Consider the following 16,953-nt stretch of genomic DNA (forward strand, 5'->3'; position numbering starts at 1 on the left):
GCCAGCCCAAGTCGTAGAAGTTATCGAAAATAGCAGTTCCGGGGGGGGCTCAACCCAGCAGCGCGCGGGCCCCCTGGTCCATGCGCACAATCAGCTCGGCGGCGGTTGGCAGGTCGCGCACCAGTCCCACCCCTTCCCCCACGGTGACATGCGCGGCGGTGTAGTCGCCAGCCAAAACTGCCGCGTCATACGCATCCCGGGCAGCGGCCGGCTCGCTGCGCAGCGCGTCGATGCGTTCTTCCCATGCCCGATGCAAGGGGTTGCGTAGGGCGCGAAAGTCGTAGGGCGCAGGCCAGTTCTTGCGCCGCAGGATGTCGAACACCGCGCTGCGAGCTGTGCCGTCGCCGTCCGTGCGCACGGCCAGCTCTTTGGCGCCTTGTGGTGCCAGGCTTTCGGCGGTGGCCCACAGGCGCGAGCCGACCAGCGCGCCATCGGCGCCCAGCACCATCGCCGCGGCCAGGGTGCGGCCGTCGGCAATGCCTCCGGCGGCCAGCAGCAGGGTGCCGGGGGCATGCGCCGCCAGCCAGTCGGCGAGCTCGGGCACGAAGGTCATGGTGGCGCGGCCATGGAGGGCGTTCATGCCATGGCCGCCCGCCTCGGCGCCTTGCGCCACGATGACCGTGGCGCCGGCCTCCACGGCCTGGGGCGCCTGTTCCATGCGCTGGATCTGGCAGATCAGCGCGGCCCCACTGGCTGCAATGCGTGCGGCATACCGGCGGGCGTCGCCGAACGACAGCATCACGGCGCGGGGGCGGTGCTCCGGGGCATGGTCCAGCACCCAGTCCAGTGCCGAGGCGTCTTCATCGAGCTTCCAGGTGATGAAGCCGCAGCCAATGCGGCCGGTTTCTGCCGCCTGCAGCGCGAGTGTGTACTCACGCTGGGTCCAGGCGAGGTCACCATATCCGCCGCCCACCATCCCCAGGGCTCCGGCCCGCGCGCAGGCTGCGGCCAGTGCGCCGCCGGAAGCCAGCGCCATGGGTGCAAGCGCGATTGGGGTGGTCAGGTCGAAGCGGGCGGAAAACCGAGAGTGGGTGAGTAGTGTCATGTGGGCATTGTCCTGCGCTCTTTGCCAGCCGTCCAACCGGATGCGGATGGCAGGCGCTGATGCGCTACACAAAACGTAGCTGGCAGCGCTTTCCACTTCTGGCTTCACAATCGAAAAGCGGCCGAACGCAAGGTGAAATCAGCGCAATGCGCTCATCTTTTTGATATGGCCCTAGCCGCCCGCCCCCGCCTGTACTGGCAGGCGCAGCACAAAGCAGGCGCCAGGCGCGCCGTCGGGCCGGTCTTCGCAGCGCACGGTGCCGTTGTGGCGCTCGGCAATCGAGCGCACCAGCGCCAGCCCCAGGCCCACGCCCCCGGCACGCTCGCTGGCACCGGGCAGGCGGTAGAAGGGCTCGAAGATGCGTTCGCGCAAGGCGGGGGGAACGCCGGGCCCCTGGTCGAGCACGCTCAGCTGGGCCTGGCCATCGCGCCGCTGCACCACCACCGTGATGTCGCCCTGGCTGTAGCGGCGTGCGTTCTCCAGCAGGTTGCGCAGCGCGCGGCGCAGCAGCTTGGCCACGCCATGCACCTCCAGCAGCTCGGGGCTGGCGCTCACATCCAGGTCGGCCCCCACCCGTGCGCATTCTTCGGCGGCCAGTCCGATCAGGTCCACCAGTTCCACGGTGCCCACATCGGCCTCGCGCGCGTCCAGTCGGCTGGACAGCAGGATTTCATCGACCAGCTGGTCGAGTTCGGCAATGTTGCGCAGGATTTCTTCGCGGAACGCGGGCGAGGGTTGCTGGCCGCCCATCAGCTCCAGGCCCATGCGGATGCGTGTGAGCGGCGAGCGCAGTTCGTGCGAGGCGTTGGCCAGCAGCGATTTGTGGGTCTTGACCAGGGTTTCAATGCGCGCCGCGGCCGCATTGAACTGGCGCGCCAGGTCGGCCACCTCGTCCTGCCCGTGCTCGGGAACGCGCACCGACAGATCGCCTTCGCCAAACCGCTGCACGCTGCGCTGCAGGGTCTCCAGCCGCTGCAGCAGGCGACGGATGATGGGGAACACTCCCACGGCCACGGCCAGGCCCACCAGGCCCAGCATCCACAGGAAACCAAAGGGCGGACGCATCCAGAAGGCGGCTTCGGGGCGTCGGTTGGGGCCGGGGTGGTTGCCCCGGTCGGCGCGCGGAGCGAGCTGCAGGTTGTAGGTGGTGCCGTCGGCGCTGTCGATGCGCAGCTCCAGGCCTTCGCCCGGTGGCCCCGGCACGCGCGTGGCCAGCCCGGCGATCAGTGTGTGGCCGTCCCCGTCGCGCAGCACCACTTCGCGGGCGGGGGGTGCCGCGGGCTGGGTGTTCTGCTCTGCGGCGATGCGCCAGGCCCAGCCCACGGCCAGCGTGAGCACGGCCATGCCGCCGACCACCGCCAGCCAGATGCGCAGGTACAGGCGGCGGGAAAAAATATCAAACAACGCCATGCCCCACGCCCGTGAACTTTGGCCTGAGCAATTGGCGCGCCCCAAGCCAGTGCCACCGTGTAACTGGCTTTGCCAGGCCACCGGTGGCGTCCCCCTGGGGGCTGAGGTGCCGCGGCTCGAAGCCTGCCGGTGCAGGCTTGGACGGCTCAGAAGGGTTGCCGACTCTGGCGGCAACACCGGGCGCAGTGCGACTCAGGCGGGGCATATCAATCTTGCTGTTTGGCGAACACATAGCCCACGCCGCGTACCGTTAGGATGCGGCGCGGATTCTTGGCGTCCACTTCGATGGCGGCGCGGATGCGGCCCATGTGCACGTCGATGGAGCGGTCAAACGCTTCCAGCTCGCGGCCGCGCACGGCCTCCATGATCTGGTCGCGCGTAAGCACGCGGCCGGCGCGCTCGGCCAGCGCCACCAGCAGGTCGAACTGGTAGGAGGTGAGGTCGGCCAGCTCGCCGGCCACGGTCACGGTACGGGCGTCGCGGTCAATCTCCAGCGTGCCAAACCGCAGCGCCTGGCTGGCCGGCGCAGCGCTGCCGCCATCGGTGCGGCGGCGCAGGATGGCGCGGATGCGGGCCAGCAGCTCGCGCGGCTCGAAGGGCTTGGGCAGGTAGTCGTCGGCGCCCAGCTCCAGGCCGATGATGCGGTCCATGGGGTCGCCCTTGGCGGTGAGCATGAGCACCGGCACCTGGGCGGCGGGGCCCTGCAGCGCGCGGATGCGCCGGCAGACGTCCAGGCCGTCCATGTCGGGCAGCATCAGATCGAGGATGACCAGGTCGGGCAAGGGCCCCGCATCAGGGCCCTGCAGTTGCGCCAGGCCGCTCGCGCCATCGGCGCGGTGCGTGACGTGCAGGCCAGACTGGCCGAGGTATTCGCCCACCATCTGTGCAAGGCGGGCGTCGTCTTCAATCATCAACAGGTGCGAGCTCATCGTGGCAGTGTAGTGGGGCAGTGGAGTCGGTTCGGGCAGGGCTCCATCGTGACCCGCAGGCGTCGCGCAGCGTTGAAGCCGCCGTAAAGTTCCGGTAAACCGTGCAACCTCGCAGGTGCTCAAATGCTATTGTTTATATAGCTGTTGGCGCTTTAAGGTCGGGCACTAGCGGGTGTTTTGACCCGTGAGGCCAGCCATACCAGCCCGAGCACCGGCAGCCCCAGCAAGGACGTGGCCGTAAAGAAATGGGCGTAGCCGAAACTGTTGACATAGTCGCCCGAAAAGCCCGCCACAAACTTCGGCAGAAGCAGCATCATCGAGCTGAACAGCGCGTACTGCGTGGCCGAATAACTCACGTTGGTCAGGCTCGACAGATACGCAATGAACGCGGCCGACGCAATGCCGCTGGCCAGGTTGTCGGCCGACACCACGGCGATCAGCGCCGTCACGTCATGCCCATGGCCCGCCAGCCAGGCAAACAGCAGGTTGCTGCCCGCGCTGAGCACGGCGCCCAGCATCAGGATGCGCATCACCCCCAGGCGCATCGACAGCACGCCGCCCACAAAGGCGCCCACCAGCGTCATGATGACGCCGTAAATCTTGGTGACCGCCGCCACCTCGTCCTTGGTGAAGCCCATGTCCACATAGAACGGGTTGGCCATGATGCCCATCACCACGTCGCTGATGCGGTACACGGCGATCAGCGCCAGGATCTGCGCGGCCTGCCAGCCGTAACGGCCCAGAAAATCGGCGAACGGATCGACCACGGCGCCCTTGATCCATTCGGCCGCGTTCTTGGCGGGTGGCAGCACCACGGGCACCGGCTCGCGCGAGAACAGTACCGTGACCACGCCCACGGCCATCGACGCGGCCATGGCCAGATAGGCCGCCTGCCAGGCGCCATTCTGGTAGGCCGCGGTGCCCTGGGCCACCGCCTGGCCAACCGCCTGTGCTGCAGCGGGTGCCACCTCGGAGCGCGCCGCAATCCACAGCACGCCCGCGCCAGCCCAGATCATGGCCAGGCGGTAACCGGTCTGGTACGAGGCGGCCAGGGCGGCCTGGTGATTGGCATCGGCCGATTCGATGCGAAACGCGTCCAGCGCGATGTCCTGCGTGGCCGAGCCAAAGGCCACCGCCAGCGCGCACCACACGATGGGGCCCAGCGTGAGGCGCGGGTCGGCCAGCGCCATGCCCACGAGCCCGGCCACGATGAGGGCCTGCGACAGCAGCAGCCAGCTGCGCCGCCGCCCCAGCCAGCGCGTCAGCAGCGGCAGCGGCATGCGGTCCACCAGCGGCGCCCACAGCCACTTGAAGCCATAGGCCAGGCCCACCCAGCTCAGGTATCCGATGGTGCTGCGGTCGATGCCGGCCTCGCGCAGGCGAAAGCTCAGCGTGCCCAGCACCAGCAGCAGCGGCAGGCCGGCGGAGAAGCCCAGCGTCAGCATGCGCAGGCTGGCCGGTTCGAGGTAAACGCGCAGGGTTTGCAGCCAGGAGGTGCGTGGGGGATGCATGTCGCGGGCAGGCGTGGCCGCTGCGGGGGTCGGGATGGGGTCTGGCATGTGCGCGTGGGGATTTTTGTCTATTATTCCCGCATGTGTCTTTTCTGCCCGGCGTTGCCGCCCACTGCTGCCCCCTCGTCACCCTGGATGCCCCGCCGCGCCTTTTTGCTGGCCGCCGGCGCAGGCGCGGGTGTGCTCGTGGCGGCCCCGGCGTTGGCGCAGGTGGATGTGGGCGCGGCCTCCGGCTTGCGCCGGCTGGTGCCCGCCGAAACGCTCGAATCCTCGGCCACCCAGCAATACAGCCAGTTGCTGGCCCAGGCGCGCGCCAAGAATGCCCTGGCGCCCCCCGGCCACCCTCAGCTGCAGCGGCTGCACGCCATTGCGCGGCGGCTGGTTCCCTACACCGCCCAGTGGAACGACCGGGCACGCCAGTGGCGCTGGGAGGTCAACCTGATCGGCAGCAAGCAGATCAATGCCTTTTGCATGCCCGGCGGCAAGATTGCCTTCTACACCGGCATCCTGGAGCAGCTCAAGCTGACCGACGACGAAGTCGCCATGGTGATGGGCCACGAGATGGCCCACGCCCTGCGCGAGCACGCCCGCGAGCGCATTGCCAAAAGCAGGGCCACGGGCCTGGGGCTGTCGCTGGGGGCGCAGCTGCTGGGCCTGGGCGATTTGGGCAACATGGCGGCCAACCTGGGCACCCAGTTGCTCACGCTCAAGTTCAGCCGGGGCGATGAGTCCGACGCCGATCTGGTGGGGCTGGAGCTGGCCGCACGCGCGGGCTACAAGCCCGAGGCGGCCGTGAGCCTGTGGCGCAAGATGGGCAATGCCACCGGCAACGCGCAAGGGGGGCTGGCATTTTTGTCCACGCACCCCAGCGGCCCGGAACGCATCCGCGAGCTCGAAAGCAATGTGCCCAAGGTGCAGGGGCTTTATGCCGCCGCACGCCGGGGTGGTTGAAATTTTGCTGCATTATTAATAGCTGCTGGCGCTTGCTGTATAAGCACTGCAGCCGATTTTTGCCAAATTTCCGTGGCACCCCCCATGCCAGCATCTTCTGGGGGCACGCTAACCCAGGCTAACCCGGTTGCGGCCCGCACGCTTGCTGTCATACAGGGCCTTGTCGGCCCGCGCCGTGGCGTTCTGCAGGTCGTGGCCACCGTGCAACTGTGCCACGCCAAACGACAAGGTGAGGGAAATGGGTATCCCGTCGATGGTGAACCGGTGCGCCTCGATGGCGGTGCGGATGCGCTCGGCTGCAGCGTGGGCGGCTGGCAGCGAACTGTCGGGCATCAGCGCCAGAAACTCTTCGCCACCCCAGCGCGCCAACACATCGCACTCGCGCAGGTTGGCCGACAGCACCTGCGCCACATGCACCAAAGCCCGGTCTCCGGCAGCGTGCCCGCAACGGTCGTTCACCAGCTTGAAATGGTCGATATCGCACAGCATCAGCGCGACGGGTGCGCCGGAGCGCTGGCAGCGTGCCAGTTCGTTGGCCGCCAGTGTCTGGAAATGGCTGCGATTGTTCAGACCGGTCAATGGGTCAAGTGTGGCCTGCTTGAGCAGACGGGCTTCGGCCACGAGGATGGTGCGGCGGTAGAAACCGGCCAGCGCCGCGAACATGCCAAAGATCAGGCAGACATGGATCGCGTTGACGATCTCAACGCGGTGCGGTGGCAATGGCGCCAGGGGCCCCAGGTATTCGCACAAGGCCTTGAGTCCCAGGTAGTAAACCAGCAGACCCAGCACCATGGGCATGGTGTATCCCTTGGCGTTGGCGATCACGATGGCGGGGATGAACAACAGCAGGTAATAGTGAAACCCGCTCTCCCAGCCGATCATCAGCGATCCCAGTGCCGAATGGACGATGACCTCCACCCAGATCAGCGCCACCCCCAGCATATTGCGCCGCCGCCGGATCAGCGCATAGGCGCTGAGGTACATCGCGATACTGATGACGTTGATGGCCGCCAGCGGCACCGAGCCCAACAGCAGAAACAGCACGATGTAGGCCGCATCGATGGTTGCAGCCGTCAGCGCAATGCGGCCCACCATGCCCCAATAGGCCTTGCCTGCAATGCTGGAGCCGCGCGAGGTGGCCAGGGGAAGGGCGAGGGTGGACGTGGGCATGTGGGGCGATGTGGTGTGGCCAGGTGCCGCGGGGCTGAGTGCTATTGATCACTGGCACATCGCGGCGGCTGAGTGCATGGTCACTGCATTCTGTTACCTGAAACAAGGCAAAACCTTTGTCCGACAAATAAAGTCAAGTATTGACCCGGGATCAAGCCGCCTGCCGGCGACAGTTCGGCAGTGGCTCAGGTGTTGCCCACATACGGGTTGCTGCGCCGCTCGCGCCCAAAGGTGCTCTCGGGTCCGTGCCCTGGAATGAACACCGTCTGGTCGCCCATGGGCCACAGGCGCTGCGTGATGCTGTCGATGAGCTGCTGGTGGTTGCCCTGCGGGAAATCGGTGCGGCCAATGCTGCCGGCAAACAGCACATCGCCCACAAAGGCCCGGTCAATCTGCGGCGCATGGAACACCACATGGCCGGGCGTGTGGCCGGGGCAGTGGCGCACGTTCAGCGTTTCGTTGCCGATCTGCACCTGGTCGCCGTCGTGCAGCCAGCGCGTGGGCGTGAATGGCTGCGCGGGTGGAAAGCCGAACATCGCGCTTTGCTGCGGCAGGCCGTCAATCCAGAACTGGTCGGCCGGGTGCGGGCCGACGATGGGAAGTTGCAGACGCTCGGCCAGTTCGCCCGTGCCCCCGGCGTGGTCGATGTGGGCGTGCGTGAGCCAGATCTGTTCCAGGGTGAGGCCCCGGCGCTCAACCTCCGACAGCAGGGTGTCCAGATCGCCGCCGGGATCAATGATGGCGGCCTTGCGGGTGGCGTCGCACCAGACGATGGAGCAGTTTTGCTGGAACGGCGTGACGGGGATGGAGAGGTACTGGAGCATGGAAAAAATCAGTTCGGTTGCCGCATCGGCAGGCCCGAACGATAGCGCAAACGCTCAGCCAGTCAGCCAGTCAGCCAGTCAGCCAGCCAGCCAGCCAGCCAGCCAGCAGTGCGGGCGCGGCGCCAGGGGTGGCCCCCGTGGGCAGGGTCAGTTTGCGGTCGCGCAGCGCCTGCGCCAAGGAACTGGGGCGCTGCCCCGGCTTGGCTAACGCTGATGTGCTCTTGTTTTAATAGCTGCTTGCGCTTGTTGGATAAGCGCTAGAAGCATATTTGACATGAAACCTGTCACAGGTTGGTGGCGGCCACCACTTCGGTCATGTCGGTCAGGCCCTGAAGCACCTTTTCGATGCCGTCCTGGCGCAGGGTGAGCATGCCAGCCGCCAGTGCCGAGTGGCGGATGTCGGACGCGGGTGCGCGGCGGCGGATGTGCTGGCGGATGGGGTCGTCGCTGAGCATCAGCTCGTGGATGCCCAGCCGCCCGTGGTAGCCGTGGTTTTCGCACGCCGTGCAGCCCACCGCACGCCACAGGCGCAGGTTTCCGAAGGCGTCGCCATGAAGCTTGCGCCACTGCGCCACCTGTGCAGAGCGCGCCTCTTGCGTGTTGCCGGTGCCGCTGGCGAGGTATTGTGAAGCCAGGTCGGTCAGTGTTTCATCGTCGGCCACGCGCGGCTCGCGGCACGCGGTGCACAGGCGCCGCACCAGGCGCTGTGCGAGGATGGCCAGCAGCGAGTCCGAGAAGTTGAACGGGTCCAGGCCAATTTCAAGCAGCCGCGCAATGCTTTCGGGCGCCGAATTGGTGTGCAGGGTGGACAGCACCAGATGCCCCGTGAGCGAGGCCTCGACGGCGATGCGCGCGGTTTCCTCGTCGCGCATTTCGCCGATCATGATGACGTCCGGGTCGGCGCGCAAAAAGGTGCGCATGGCGGCGGCAAAGGTCCAGCCAATGCGCGGGTTCACCTGCACCTGGCGCAGCCCGCTCTGGGTGATTTCAATCGGGTCTTCGGCTGTCCAGATCTTGCGTCCGGCGGTGTTGATGTCGCGCACCACCGAGTGCAGCGTGGTGGTCTTGCCGCAGCCCGTGGGGCCGCACACCAGCACCAGGCCGTAGCTTTTCTTCATCACACCGCGCATGGCCACCAGGTTGGCGGGGCTCAGGCCGATGGCTTCCAGCGGCAGGGGCTTGGCACCGGCCAGCAGGCGCAGCACCACGTCTTCGAGTCCGCGCGAGGTGGGCACGGTGACCACGCGCAGCTCGACCGGTGGGCCGCCGAAGCGGGCAAAGTCGATCTTCCCGTCCTGCGGCTTGCGGTGCTCCGAGATGTCCATGTTGGCCATGATCTTGATGCGGGCCACCATGGCAAACCGAAAGCGCGCCGGCAGCTCCAGGTAGGGCGTCAGATCGCCGTCGATGCGCAGGCGCACTCGCACATTCTGGGGGGCGGGCTCGGTTTCAATGTGGATGTCGGAGGCGCGGTGGTTGATGGCCTCGTCAATCACCGAATTGATCAGGCGCACCAGCGTGTTGTCGGACTCGCTGATCACGTCGGCCTGCTCGGCCTCACTGTCGGGCGCCGTCGTGGTGAGGTTGACGGCCAGTTCTTGCGACGTGGCGCGCGAGGTGGTGGCGGGGCCGGGATGCGCCCCGGCCGCGGTTGGCGAGCCCGCCTGGGGCTGCGGGTGCACGCTGTAGGCCTTGGCGATGGCAGGCCCCAGGGTGCCGGGGGCGGCCTGTAGCGGAATCAGCCGCCGTTGCGTCAGAAAGCGCAGCTCGTCGAGCAGCACGCGGTCGCAGGGGTCTGCCATGAGCAGCACCAGCGCGTCCTCGCGGGCCAGCAGGGGCAGCACGGATTCGCGCTCGGCCACCGCGCGGGGTACCAGCGCCAGCGAGGCAGCATCGGGCGTCAGGTGGTCGGGGTTCACCATGTATTCGCCCAGCCAGCTGTCAATGACATGCTTGAGCTGGTCTTGCGTCACGTCGCCGCGGTCCACCAGAATCTGGCCTACCTGGCGCCGGACGCCTATTCCCTGCTCGGCTTTTTGGGCCTGAAGGCCTTCTTGCAGCGTGTGTTCGCTGATGACACCGGCCTGCAAAAGGGCTTCGCCAAGGTGGTGCGCCTTTCCCACCACCGGATGGGGGGTGGTGACCAGTTTCCAGAGAGTGTCCATGTCCGATGGGGTGAGGCACTGGGGCGGTGCGGGGACAAGCGTTTCTGGCGTGGTAGCGATTTGCATGGAAGGGCGGTAAAGACGATGGTCAGAGCGTGAAGTCGTAATCCACGGTGATGGGCGCGTGGTCCGAGAACTTCTCGTCCTTGTAGATATGCTCGGTGCGCGCCAGGGCCGCCAGCGCGGGTGTCGCCAGGTGGTAGTCCAGGCGCCACCCCACGTTGTTGGCATAAGCCTGGCCGCGGTTGCTCCACCAGGTGTAGGCGGTGTCGGTGGCGGTGGGTTGTAACTGACGGTAAACGTCCACCAGCCCGCCGTCGGGGTCAGTTGTGTGTAACAACTTTGTCATCCAGGCGCGTTCCTCGGGCAGGAAGCCGCTGTTTTTCTGGTTGCTGCGCCAGTTCTTCAGGTCGATCTGCTGGTGCGCAATGTTGATGTCGCCGCACAGGATGAACTCCCGCTCTCCCTTGGTGGCCATGAGGTGCGGGTGGAAGGTGTCGAGGAAGCGGTATTTGGCCAACTGGCGTTCTTCGCCCGACGAGCCGCTGGGGAAATAGGCGCTGATGATGGACAGCTTGCGCGCGGGTGTGTCAAAACGCAGTTCGATGGTGCGGCCCTCGGCATCGAACTCGGGCGAGCCGTAGCCGGTGATGACGTCGCTGGGCTCGTGGCGCGTGTAGATGCCCACGCCGGAATAGCCCTTTTTCTGGGCGAAGTGAAAATGCCCCTGCATGCTGGCAAGCTGCTCGAACCGCGTGGCGACATCGGCCGCCTGGGCCTTCACTTCCTGCACGCAAATACAATCCGGCCGCGTAGCTTCGATCCAGCGCTCCACGCCCTTGCTGGTGGCCGATCGGATGCCGTTGAGATTGAGGCTGGTTAACTTGAACAAGGAATTCCCATGGTGAATGTTGGCGCGCGCACCCCCGAGCAGGGCCGTCTGGCGCAGGATTTTGTACGTTTTGCCGTCGAGGCGGGTGTGCTGCGTTTCGGGGAGTTCAAGACCAAGGCGGGGCGCCTGAGTCCCTACTTCTTCAACGCCGGCCTGTTCGACGACGGAGACAAGCTGGGCCGCCTCGCAGAATTCTATGCAAAAGCCCTGCTGGCCAGCGGGATCGAATTCGACATGGTGTTTGGCCCGGCCTACAAGGGCATTCCACTGGCTGCCACGGTGGCCGTAGAACTGGCGCGCCAGGGCCGCAACGTGCCCTTCGCTTACAACCGCAAGGAGGCCAAGGACCATGGCGAGGGCGGCACGCTGGTGGGGGCGCCGCTCCAGGGGCGGGTGCTGATCATTGACGATGTGATGTCGGCGGGCACTGCCGCGCGTGAGTCCATCGCCATCATCCGCGCGGCCGGCGCTGTGCCGCATGCCGTGGCCATTGCGCTGGACCGCCAGGAAAAGGCCACCGAGAATGGCCAGGACGTCGAGCACAGCGCCGTGCAGTATGTGCGCCAGCAGCTGGGCATGCAGGTGTGCGCTATTGCCACGCTGGCAGACTTATTGCTGTATCTCTCCCAAAAAGGTGGGGTCGAAATGGCCGCACACCACGAACGGGTGCTGGCCTATCGCCAGCGGTACGGAGTCAACGAAGGGCCATTCAGTTGAGCAAATGGACGTGGATCATGGGCGTGGGGCTGCTGGCCAGCTTGCTGGGGCAAGGCGCATGGGCGCAGCAGCCTGGCGCCGGCAGCATCTACACCTGTGTCGATCGCCAGGGGCGCCGGCTGACAGCAGACCGACCCATTGCCGAATGCCTGGACCGCGAACAACGCGAGCTCAGCCCCACGGGCACCATGCGCCGCCAGATTGGCCCGTCGCTCACCGAGCAGGAGCGGGCAGCCCTGGATGCGCAGCGCCGCAAGGAAGCGGAGGAGCGCGCGCGCCTGCAGGAAGAACGGCGCCGCGAGCGCGTTCTTACCGCGCGCTACCCCGACAAGGCAGCCCACGACGTAGAGCGCGCCGCGGCCATCCAGTTACTCGATGACATCACCGCCATCGCCGAGAAACGCATGGTGGAACTGCAGCTGCAGCGCAAGGCTCTGGACACGGAAATGGAGTTCTACCAGAAGGACCCCACCAAGGCGCCCATGGCGCTGCGCCGCAAAATCGCTGAAAACGATGAAGACATGCAGGAGCAGCGCCGCTTCGTCGGCAACCAGGAGCTGGAAAAACGCCGCATCCACCAGCGTTTCGACGCAGAGCTGGCGCAACTGCGCAGGTTGTGGGCTGTGCAGCTGACGCCCGCCCTTGCAACATCTGACGGGTTGCCGCCTGCCGCGGCGCGCTGAAGGGCACCGGCAGGCGTTGCTGGCGCCGAGTCTCAAGCGGCCAGCCGTGCGCGCAGCAAATCGTTGACCTGCTGCGGATTGGCCTTGCCTTTGCTGGCCTTCATGATCTGGCCCACGAGTGCATTGAACGCCTTGTCCTTGCCCGCACGGAACTGGGCCACGTTGTCGGCGTTGGCGGCGATCACCTCGTCGATGATCTTCTCCAGCGCGCCGGTGTCGTTCATCTGCTTGAGGCCTTTGGACTCGATGATGGCGTCCACATCCTTTGATTCGCCGGCCCACAGGGCCTCAAACACCTGCCGGGCGGCGTTGTTGGAAATCGTGCCGTCGGCGATGCGCGCGATCAGTGCTGCCAGTTGAGTTGAAGTTATCGGAGCTTGCTCGATGTCGATCTCGCCAGCGTTCAGGCGGCGCGACACCTCGCCCATGATCCAGTTGCTGGCCAGCTTGGGCTGGCCGCAGGCCTTGGCTGCGGCCTCGAAGTAGGCGGCCATGGCCTTGCTCTGTGTGAGCGTGGTGGCGTCGTATTCGGGCAGGCCATAGTCCGCCACGAAACGCGTGGCCATGGTGCGAGGCAATTCGGCCATCAGCGCGCGCTGTTCTTGCACCCAATGCTCTGAAATGTGTAGCGGTGGCAGGTCTGGATCGGGGAAGTAGCGGTAGTCGGCAGCGTCTTCCTTGGTGCGCATGGCGCGGGTTTCGCCGGTGTCGGGGTCGAACAGCACGGTGGCCTGCTGGATGGCGTGGCCGTCTTCGATCTGCTCGATCTGCCAGCGGATCTCGTAGTCGATGGCCTGCTGCATGAACTTGAAGCTGTTCAGGTTCTTGATCTCGCGGCGCGTGCCCAGCGGCTGGCCGGGCTTGCGCACCGACACGTTGGCGTCGCAGCGGAAGCTGCCCTCTTGCATGTTGCCGTCGCAGATGCCGATCCAGGTGACGATCTTGTGCAGCTCCTTGGCATAAGCCACCGCCTCTTCGGACGAGCGCATGTCGGGCTCGGTCACGATCTCCAGCAGCGGCGTGCCGGCGCGGTTCAGGTCGATGCCCGACTGACCGATGAAGTCCTCGTGCAGCGACTTGCCCGCGTCTTCCTCAAGGTGGGCGCGCACCAGGCGCACGGTCTTCTTTTCCCGCGTTGCGTCGGCGCCTTTTCCTGTCTCCAGGAAGAACTCGACCTCGCCGCCCTGCACCACCGGGATCTCGAACTGGCTGATCTGGTAGCCCTTGGGCAGGTCGGGGTAGAAGTAGTTCTTGCGGGCAAAAATACTCACTGGCGCAATGTGGGAGCCGAGAGCCAGTCCTAATTTGATAGCGCAGGCCACCGCCTCGCGGTTCATCACGGGCAGCGTGCCGGGCAGCGCCAGGTCCACCGCGCAGGCCTGGGTGTTGGGCTCGGCGCCAAAGGCGGTGGGCGCGCGGCTGAAAATTTTGCTCTTGGTGGCGAGCTGGGTGTGGGTCTCGAAGCCGATGACGACTTCGTAGCCGTGGATCAATTTGCTGGTCGTCATGTCACAGACCTCCGGGGTGGCGGAGGTGGAAATCGGTGGCTTGCTGCAGGCGGTGCGCAGCGTTCAGAAGGCGGGCTTCGGCGAAGTAGTTGCCGATGAGTTGCAGCCCCACGGGCATGCCGCCTTCGCCAAAGCCTGCCGGCACGCTCATGCCGGGCAGGCCGGCCAGCGATGCGGGCAGCGTGAAGATGTCGGCCAGGTAGTCGGCCAGCGGGTCGTTGCCGTGCTCGCCCAGCTTCCAGGCCACCGTGGGGGCTACCGGGCCGGCGATCAGGTCGCATTGCTGGAAGGCGTTCTGGAAGTCGTCGGCGATCATGCGGCGGATTTTTTGCGCCTGCAGGTAGTAGGCGTCGTAGTAGCCATGGCTTAGCACATAGGTGCCCATCATGATGCGGCGCTTGACCTCGTCGCCAAAGCCTTCGGCGCGGGTCTTCTTGTACATGTCCACCAGGTCGGAATACTGATTGGTACGGTGGCCGAACTTCACGCCGTCAAAGCGCGAGAGGTTGGAAGACGCTTCGGCCGGGGCGATGATGTAGTAGACCGGAATGGACAGCTCAGTGCGCGGCAGGCTGATGGGCACGAGCTTGGCGCCAAGCTTTTCGTATTCTTTCAGGGCCCCATCCACGGCGGCGCGCACGTCGGGTGCCAGGCCTTCGCCAAAAAATTCGGCGGGAATGCCAATGCGCAGGCCGTCGATGCTGTCGTTCAACTTGGCGCTGAAGTCTTCGGCCGGCACATCCAGCGACGTGGAATCGCGGTCCGGGTCGGGGCCGCACATCGCTGACAGCAGCAGGGCGCAATCCTCGGCGCTGTGGGCCATGGGGCCGGCCTGGTCGAGGCTGGAGGCAAAAGCAATCATGCCGTAGCGCGAGGCGCGGCCGTAGGTGGGCTTGATGCCGGTGATGCCGCAAAACGATGCGGGCTGGCGGATCGAGCCGCCGGTGTCGGTGCCGGTGACGGCCGGCGCCAGGCGCGCGGCCACTGCCACGGCGCTGCCGCCGGACGAACCGCCTGGGATGCGGCTCGTGTCCCAGGGGTTGCACACGGGTGCGGGGGCGTCAAAGCCCACGGGCGCCACGGCTGAGTTCTCGTTGGCTGAGCCCATGGCGAACTCGTCGCAGTTGAGCTTGCCCAGGGTCACTGCGCCCGCGTCGGCCAAGCGGGCGACCACGGTGGCATCAAAAGGCGACTGGTAGCCCGCCAGCATCTTGGAGCCGGCGGTGCTGGGGAAGTCGCGCGTGACGAAGATGTCCTTGTGCGCAATGGGCACGCCTTCCAGCGCGCCGGCGGTGCCGGCGGCAATGCGCGCGTCGGCCGCCTTGGCCTGGGCGAGGGTGGCCTCTTCGTTCAGGGCCACATAGGCGCCCAGGTTTTGGTGCGCCTTGGCGCGGGCCAGGAAATGCTGGGCGGCTTCGACGGCAGAAAATTGCCTGTCGCGCAGGCCTGCAGCCAGTTCGGCAACGCCCAGGTCGTGCAGGGCTTTGGTGGTGGTCGTGGTCATGCGGGCCTCACTCGATCACTTTGGGGACGAGGAACAGGCCGCGCTCGACGGCGGGTGCGCTTTTTTGATTGGCTTCGCGCTGGTTGGGCTCGCTGGCCACGTCCTCGCGCAGGCGCAGGGCCACGTCCTGGATGGTGGCGACGGGGTGCGCCAGGGGCGTGAGGCCCGATGTGTCCACCGCCCGCATTTTTTCCACAATGTCAAAGAAGCCGTTCAGCTGAGTCAGCATGCGCTCACTTTCGGCGGGGGTCAGCTCAAGCCGTGCCAAGTTGGCAATGCGGCCGATGTCTTGGGGTGTCAGTGCCATAAAGGGAAATTCGTGGGAAACCAGATGTAAACCTGTGATACGGGTCAAGCCGAGGGGAGTTATTCACAGGGGATGGGGTATTATCCCGGCTTTGCCGCAATGCCCTCCTACCTGCCGGTCATTGTGCGAAAAAAGCGAAATTTGACCCCCACCCACTCCCTGACACACCCCGCGACGGCAGGCCGAAGTGCATGCCGTGCCTGAGAGGATTTTTGAATGTTCGGAGCTTTCCGTCGGTATTTCTCCACCGACCTTGCCATTGATCTTGGCACCGCCAACACCCTCATATTCGCCCGCGACAAAGGCATTGTGCTCGATGAGCCCTCGGTCGTCGCCATTCGCCACGAAGGCGGACCCCACGGCAAAAAAGTGATTCAGGCCGTGGGCCGTGAAGCCAAGGCCATGCTGGGCAAGGTGCCGGGCAACATCGAAGCCATCCGGCCCATGAAGGACGGCGTGATCGCCGACTTTGTGATCACCGAGCAGATGATCAAGCAGTTCATCAAGATGGTGCACCCGCGCACACTGTTCACCCCCAGCCCGCGCATCATTATCTGCGTGCCTTGCGGCTCGACCCAGGTCGAGCGCCGCGCCATCAAGGACGCGGCCGAAGCTGCAGGCGCCACCGCTGTCTATCTGATCGAAGAGCCCATGGCTGCCGGTATCGGCGCAGGTTTGCCGGTTAGCGAGGCCAGCGGTTCCATGGTCGTGGACATTGGCGGTGGCACCACCGAGGTGGGCGTGATCTCGCTGGGCGGCATGGTTTACAAGGGCAGTGTGCGTGTGGGTGGCGACAAGTTTGACGAAGCCATCATCAGCTACATCCGCCGCAACTACGGCATGCTGATCGGCGAGCCCACGGCCGAAGCCATCAAGAAGAACATCGGCTCGGCCTTCCCCGGCTCTGAAGTGCGTGAGATGGAAGTCAAGGGCCGCAACCTGAGCGAAGGCGTACCGCGCAGCTTCACCATTTCTTCCAACGAAGTGCTGGAAGCCCTGACCGACCCGCTCAACCAGATCGTTTCGGCCGTGAAGAACGCGCTGGAACAAACGCCTCCAGAACTGGGCGCCGACATTGCCGACCGCGGCATGATGCTCACCGGTGGTGGTGCGCTGCTGCGCGACTTGGACCGCCTGCTGGCCGAAGAAACCGGCCTGCCCGTGCTGGTGGCCGAAGATCCGCTGACCTGTGTGGTGCGAGGCTGCGGCATTGCGCTGGAGCGCATGGACCGCCTGGGCAGCATTTTTACCAGCGAGTAAGACGGAGCGCCTGTGCCTGCACAGGTCGCATCCTGTCTCCATTGCATGACTGACCGCGTTCGCACCAAGGCCTTGTG

The 16,953-nt window shown here is 65.9% G+C and carries 15 protein-coding genes; 4 read left to right on the plus strand and 11 right to left on the minus strand.

The annotated features are described in order from the left end of the window. Positions 1-49 precede the first annotated feature (49 nt). From CCX87_RS00805 to CCX87_RS00820, 4 genes are all read right to left on the minus strand, one after another. Positions 50-1,045 carry an NAD(P)H-dependent flavin oxidoreductase gene (locus CCX87_RS00805; RefSeq protein ID WP_087748103.1) on the minus strand — a complete coding sequence of 332 codons (996 nt, stop codon included), beginning with the start codon at positions 1,043-1,045 and terminating at the stop codon, positions 50-52. A gap of 171 nt (positions 1,046-1,216) precedes the next feature. After that, a complete protein-coding gene (locus CCX87_RS00810; protein ID WP_087743025.1) occupies positions 1,217-2,455 on the minus strand; it encodes a HAMP domain-containing sensor histidine kinase in 1,239 nt (412 codons plus the stop codon). Positions 2,456-2,661: 206 nt separating this feature from the next. Continuing rightward, complete coding sequence (locus CCX87_RS00815) at positions 2,662-3,384, minus strand: response regulator transcription factor (protein WP_086911008.1); 723 nt, start codon at positions 3,382-3,384, stop codon at positions 2,662-2,664. A 152-nt stretch (positions 3,385-3,536) separates the two neighbouring features. After that, entirely contained in the window at positions 3,537-4,943 is a 1,407-nt protein-coding gene (locus CCX87_RS00820; RefSeq protein WP_369825301.1) for an AmpG family muropeptide MFS transporter, read from the minus strand. A 33-nt stretch (positions 4,944-4,976) separates the two neighbouring features. Between CCX87_RS00820 and CCX87_RS00825 the strand changes: the two genes are divergently transcribed. Continuing rightward, positions 4,977-5,846, plus strand: a complete 870-nt coding sequence (locus CCX87_RS00825) for a M48 family metallopeptidase (RefSeq protein WP_087743026.1) — start codon at positions 4,977-4,979, stop codon at positions 5,844-5,846. A gap of 108 nt (positions 5,847-5,954) precedes the next feature. Here CCX87_RS00825 and CCX87_RS00830 read toward each other — a convergent pair whose 3' ends face one another. The 4 genes from CCX87_RS00830 to CCX87_RS00845 form a co-directional block, all read right to left on the minus strand. Continuing rightward, entirely contained in the window at positions 5,955-7,016 is a 1,062-nt protein-coding gene (locus CCX87_RS00830; RefSeq protein ID WP_087743028.1) for a GGDEF domain-containing protein, read from the minus strand. A gap of 185 nt (positions 7,017-7,201) precedes the next feature. After that, positions 7,202-7,840 carry an MBL fold metallo-hydrolase gene (locus CCX87_RS00835; protein ID WP_087743031.1) on the minus strand — a complete coding sequence of 213 codons (639 nt, stop codon included), beginning with the start codon at positions 7,838-7,840 and terminating at the stop codon, positions 7,202-7,204. A gap of 284 nt (positions 7,841-8,124) precedes the next feature. Next, positions 8,125-10,071 carry a GspE/PulE family protein gene (locus tag CCX87_RS00840; RefSeq protein ID WP_232476451.1) on the minus strand — a complete coding sequence of 649 codons (1,947 nt, stop codon included), beginning with the start codon at positions 10,069-10,071 and terminating at the stop codon, positions 8,125-8,127. 22 nt (positions 10,072-10,093) lie between these two features. Beyond that, positions 10,094-10,897, minus strand: coding sequence for an exodeoxyribonuclease III (locus CCX87_RS00845; RefSeq protein ID WP_087743036.1), 804 nt, complete (start codon positions 10,895-10,897; stop codon positions 10,094-10,096). A gap of 9 nt (positions 10,898-10,906) precedes the next feature. On the opposite strand from CCX87_RS00845, the gene pyrE reads away from it, so the two are divergent. After that, positions 10,907-11,614, plus strand: coding sequence for an orotate phosphoribosyltransferase (gene pyrE, locus CCX87_RS00850; protein WP_087743039.1), 708 nt, complete (start codon positions 10,907-10,909; stop codon positions 11,612-11,614). Then, the gene (locus CCX87_RS00855) at positions 11,611-12,297 is read left to right on the plus strand and encodes a DUF4124 domain-containing protein (RefSeq protein WP_369825300.1); all 687 of its coding nucleotides are present in this window, start codon (positions 11,611-11,613) and stop codon (positions 12,295-12,297) included. The genes pyrE and CCX87_RS00855 overlap by 4 nt, the downstream gene beginning before the upstream one ends. 32 nt (positions 12,298-12,329) lie before the next feature. On the opposite strand, the gene gatB is transcribed toward CCX87_RS00855, so the two are convergent. Genes gatB through gatC form a run of 3 tightly spaced genes read right to left on the minus strand, consistent with a single transcriptional unit; the run spans position 12,330 to position 15,616 of the window. Continuing rightward, complete coding sequence (gene gatB, locus CCX87_RS00860; protein WP_087743042.1) at positions 12,330-13,805, minus strand: Asp-tRNA(Asn)/Glu-tRNA(Gln) amidotransferase subunit GatB; 1,476 nt, start codon at positions 13,803-13,805, stop codon at positions 12,330-12,332. A 1-nt stretch (position 13,806) separates the two neighbouring features. Next, positions 13,807-15,309: an Asp-tRNA(Asn)/Glu-tRNA(Gln) amidotransferase subunit GatA gene (gene gatA, locus CCX87_RS00865; protein ID WP_087743044.1), complete on the minus strand. Its 1,503-nt coding sequence runs from the start codon at positions 15,307-15,309 to the stop codon at positions 13,807-13,809. Positions 15,310-15,316: 7 nt separating this feature from the next. Then, positions 15,317-15,616, minus strand: coding sequence for an Asp-tRNA(Asn)/Glu-tRNA(Gln) amidotransferase subunit GatC (gene gatC, locus CCX87_RS00870; protein WP_087743046.1), 300 nt, complete (start codon positions 15,614-15,616; stop codon positions 15,317-15,319). 216 nt (positions 15,617-15,832) lie between these two features. On the opposite strand from gatC, the gene CCX87_RS00875 reads away from it, so the two are divergent. Then, complete coding sequence (locus CCX87_RS00875; RefSeq protein WP_005798130.1) at positions 15,833-16,876, plus strand: rod shape-determining protein; 1,044 nt, start codon at positions 15,833-15,835, stop codon at positions 16,874-16,876. Positions 16,877-16,953: the final 77 nt, after the last annotated feature.

The organism is Acidovorax sp. T1, assembly GCF_002176815.1.
Classification (GTDB): domain Bacteria; phylum Pseudomonadota; class Gammaproteobacteria; order Burkholderiales; family Burkholderiaceae_C; genus Acidovorax.

Excerpts from the sequence above, each read along its gene's own strand:
- CCX87_RS00840 (WP_232476451.1), bottom strand. The coding sequence starts at position 10,071 with ATGCAAATCGCTACCACGCCAGAAACGCTTGTCCCCGCACCGCCCCAG.
- gatC (WP_087743046.1), bottom strand. The coding sequence starts at position 15,616 with ATGGCACTGACACCCCAAGACATCGGCCGCATTGCCAACTTGGCACGG.
- CCX87_RS00815 (WP_086911008.1), bottom strand. The coding sequence starts at position 3,384 with ATGAGCTCGCACCTGTTGATGATTGAAGACGACGCCCGCCTTGCACAG.
- CCX87_RS00830 (WP_087743028.1), bottom strand. The coding sequence starts at position 7,016 with ATGCCCACGTCCACCCTCGCCCTTCCCCTGGCCACCTCGCGCGGCTCC.
- gatA (WP_087743044.1), bottom strand. The coding sequence starts at position 15,309 with ATGACCACGACCACCACCAAAGCCCTGCACGACCTGGGCGTTGCCGAA.
- gatB (WP_087743042.1), bottom strand. The coding sequence starts at position 13,805 with ATGACGACCAGCAAATTGATCCACGGCTACGAAGTCGTCATCGGCTTC.
- CCX87_RS00875 (WP_005798130.1), top strand. The coding sequence starts at position 15,833 with ATGTTCGGAGCTTTCCGTCGGTATTTCTCCACCGACCTTGCCATTGAT.
- CCX87_RS00805 (WP_087748103.1), bottom strand. The coding sequence starts at position 1,045 with ATGACACTACTCACCCACTCTCGGTTTTCCGCCCGCTTCGACCTGACC.
- CCX87_RS00820 (WP_369825301.1), bottom strand. The coding sequence starts at position 4,943 with ATGCCAGACCCCATCCCGACCCCCGCAGCGGCCACGCCTGCCCGCGAC.
- pyrE (WP_087743039.1), top strand. The coding sequence starts at position 10,907 with ATGGTGAATGTTGGCGCGCGCACCCCCGAGCAGGGCCGTCTGGCGCAG.
- CCX87_RS00825 (WP_087743026.1), top strand. The coding sequence starts at position 4,977 with ATGTGTCTTTTCTGCCCGGCGTTGCCGCCCACTGCTGCCCCCTCGTCA.
- CCX87_RS00810 (WP_087743025.1), bottom strand. The coding sequence starts at position 2,455 with ATGGCGTTGTTTGATATTTTTTCCCGCCGCCTGTACCTGCGCATCTGG.
- CCX87_RS00835 (WP_087743031.1), bottom strand. The coding sequence starts at position 7,840 with ATGCTCCAGTACCTCTCCATCCCCGTCACGCCGTTCCAGCAAAACTGC.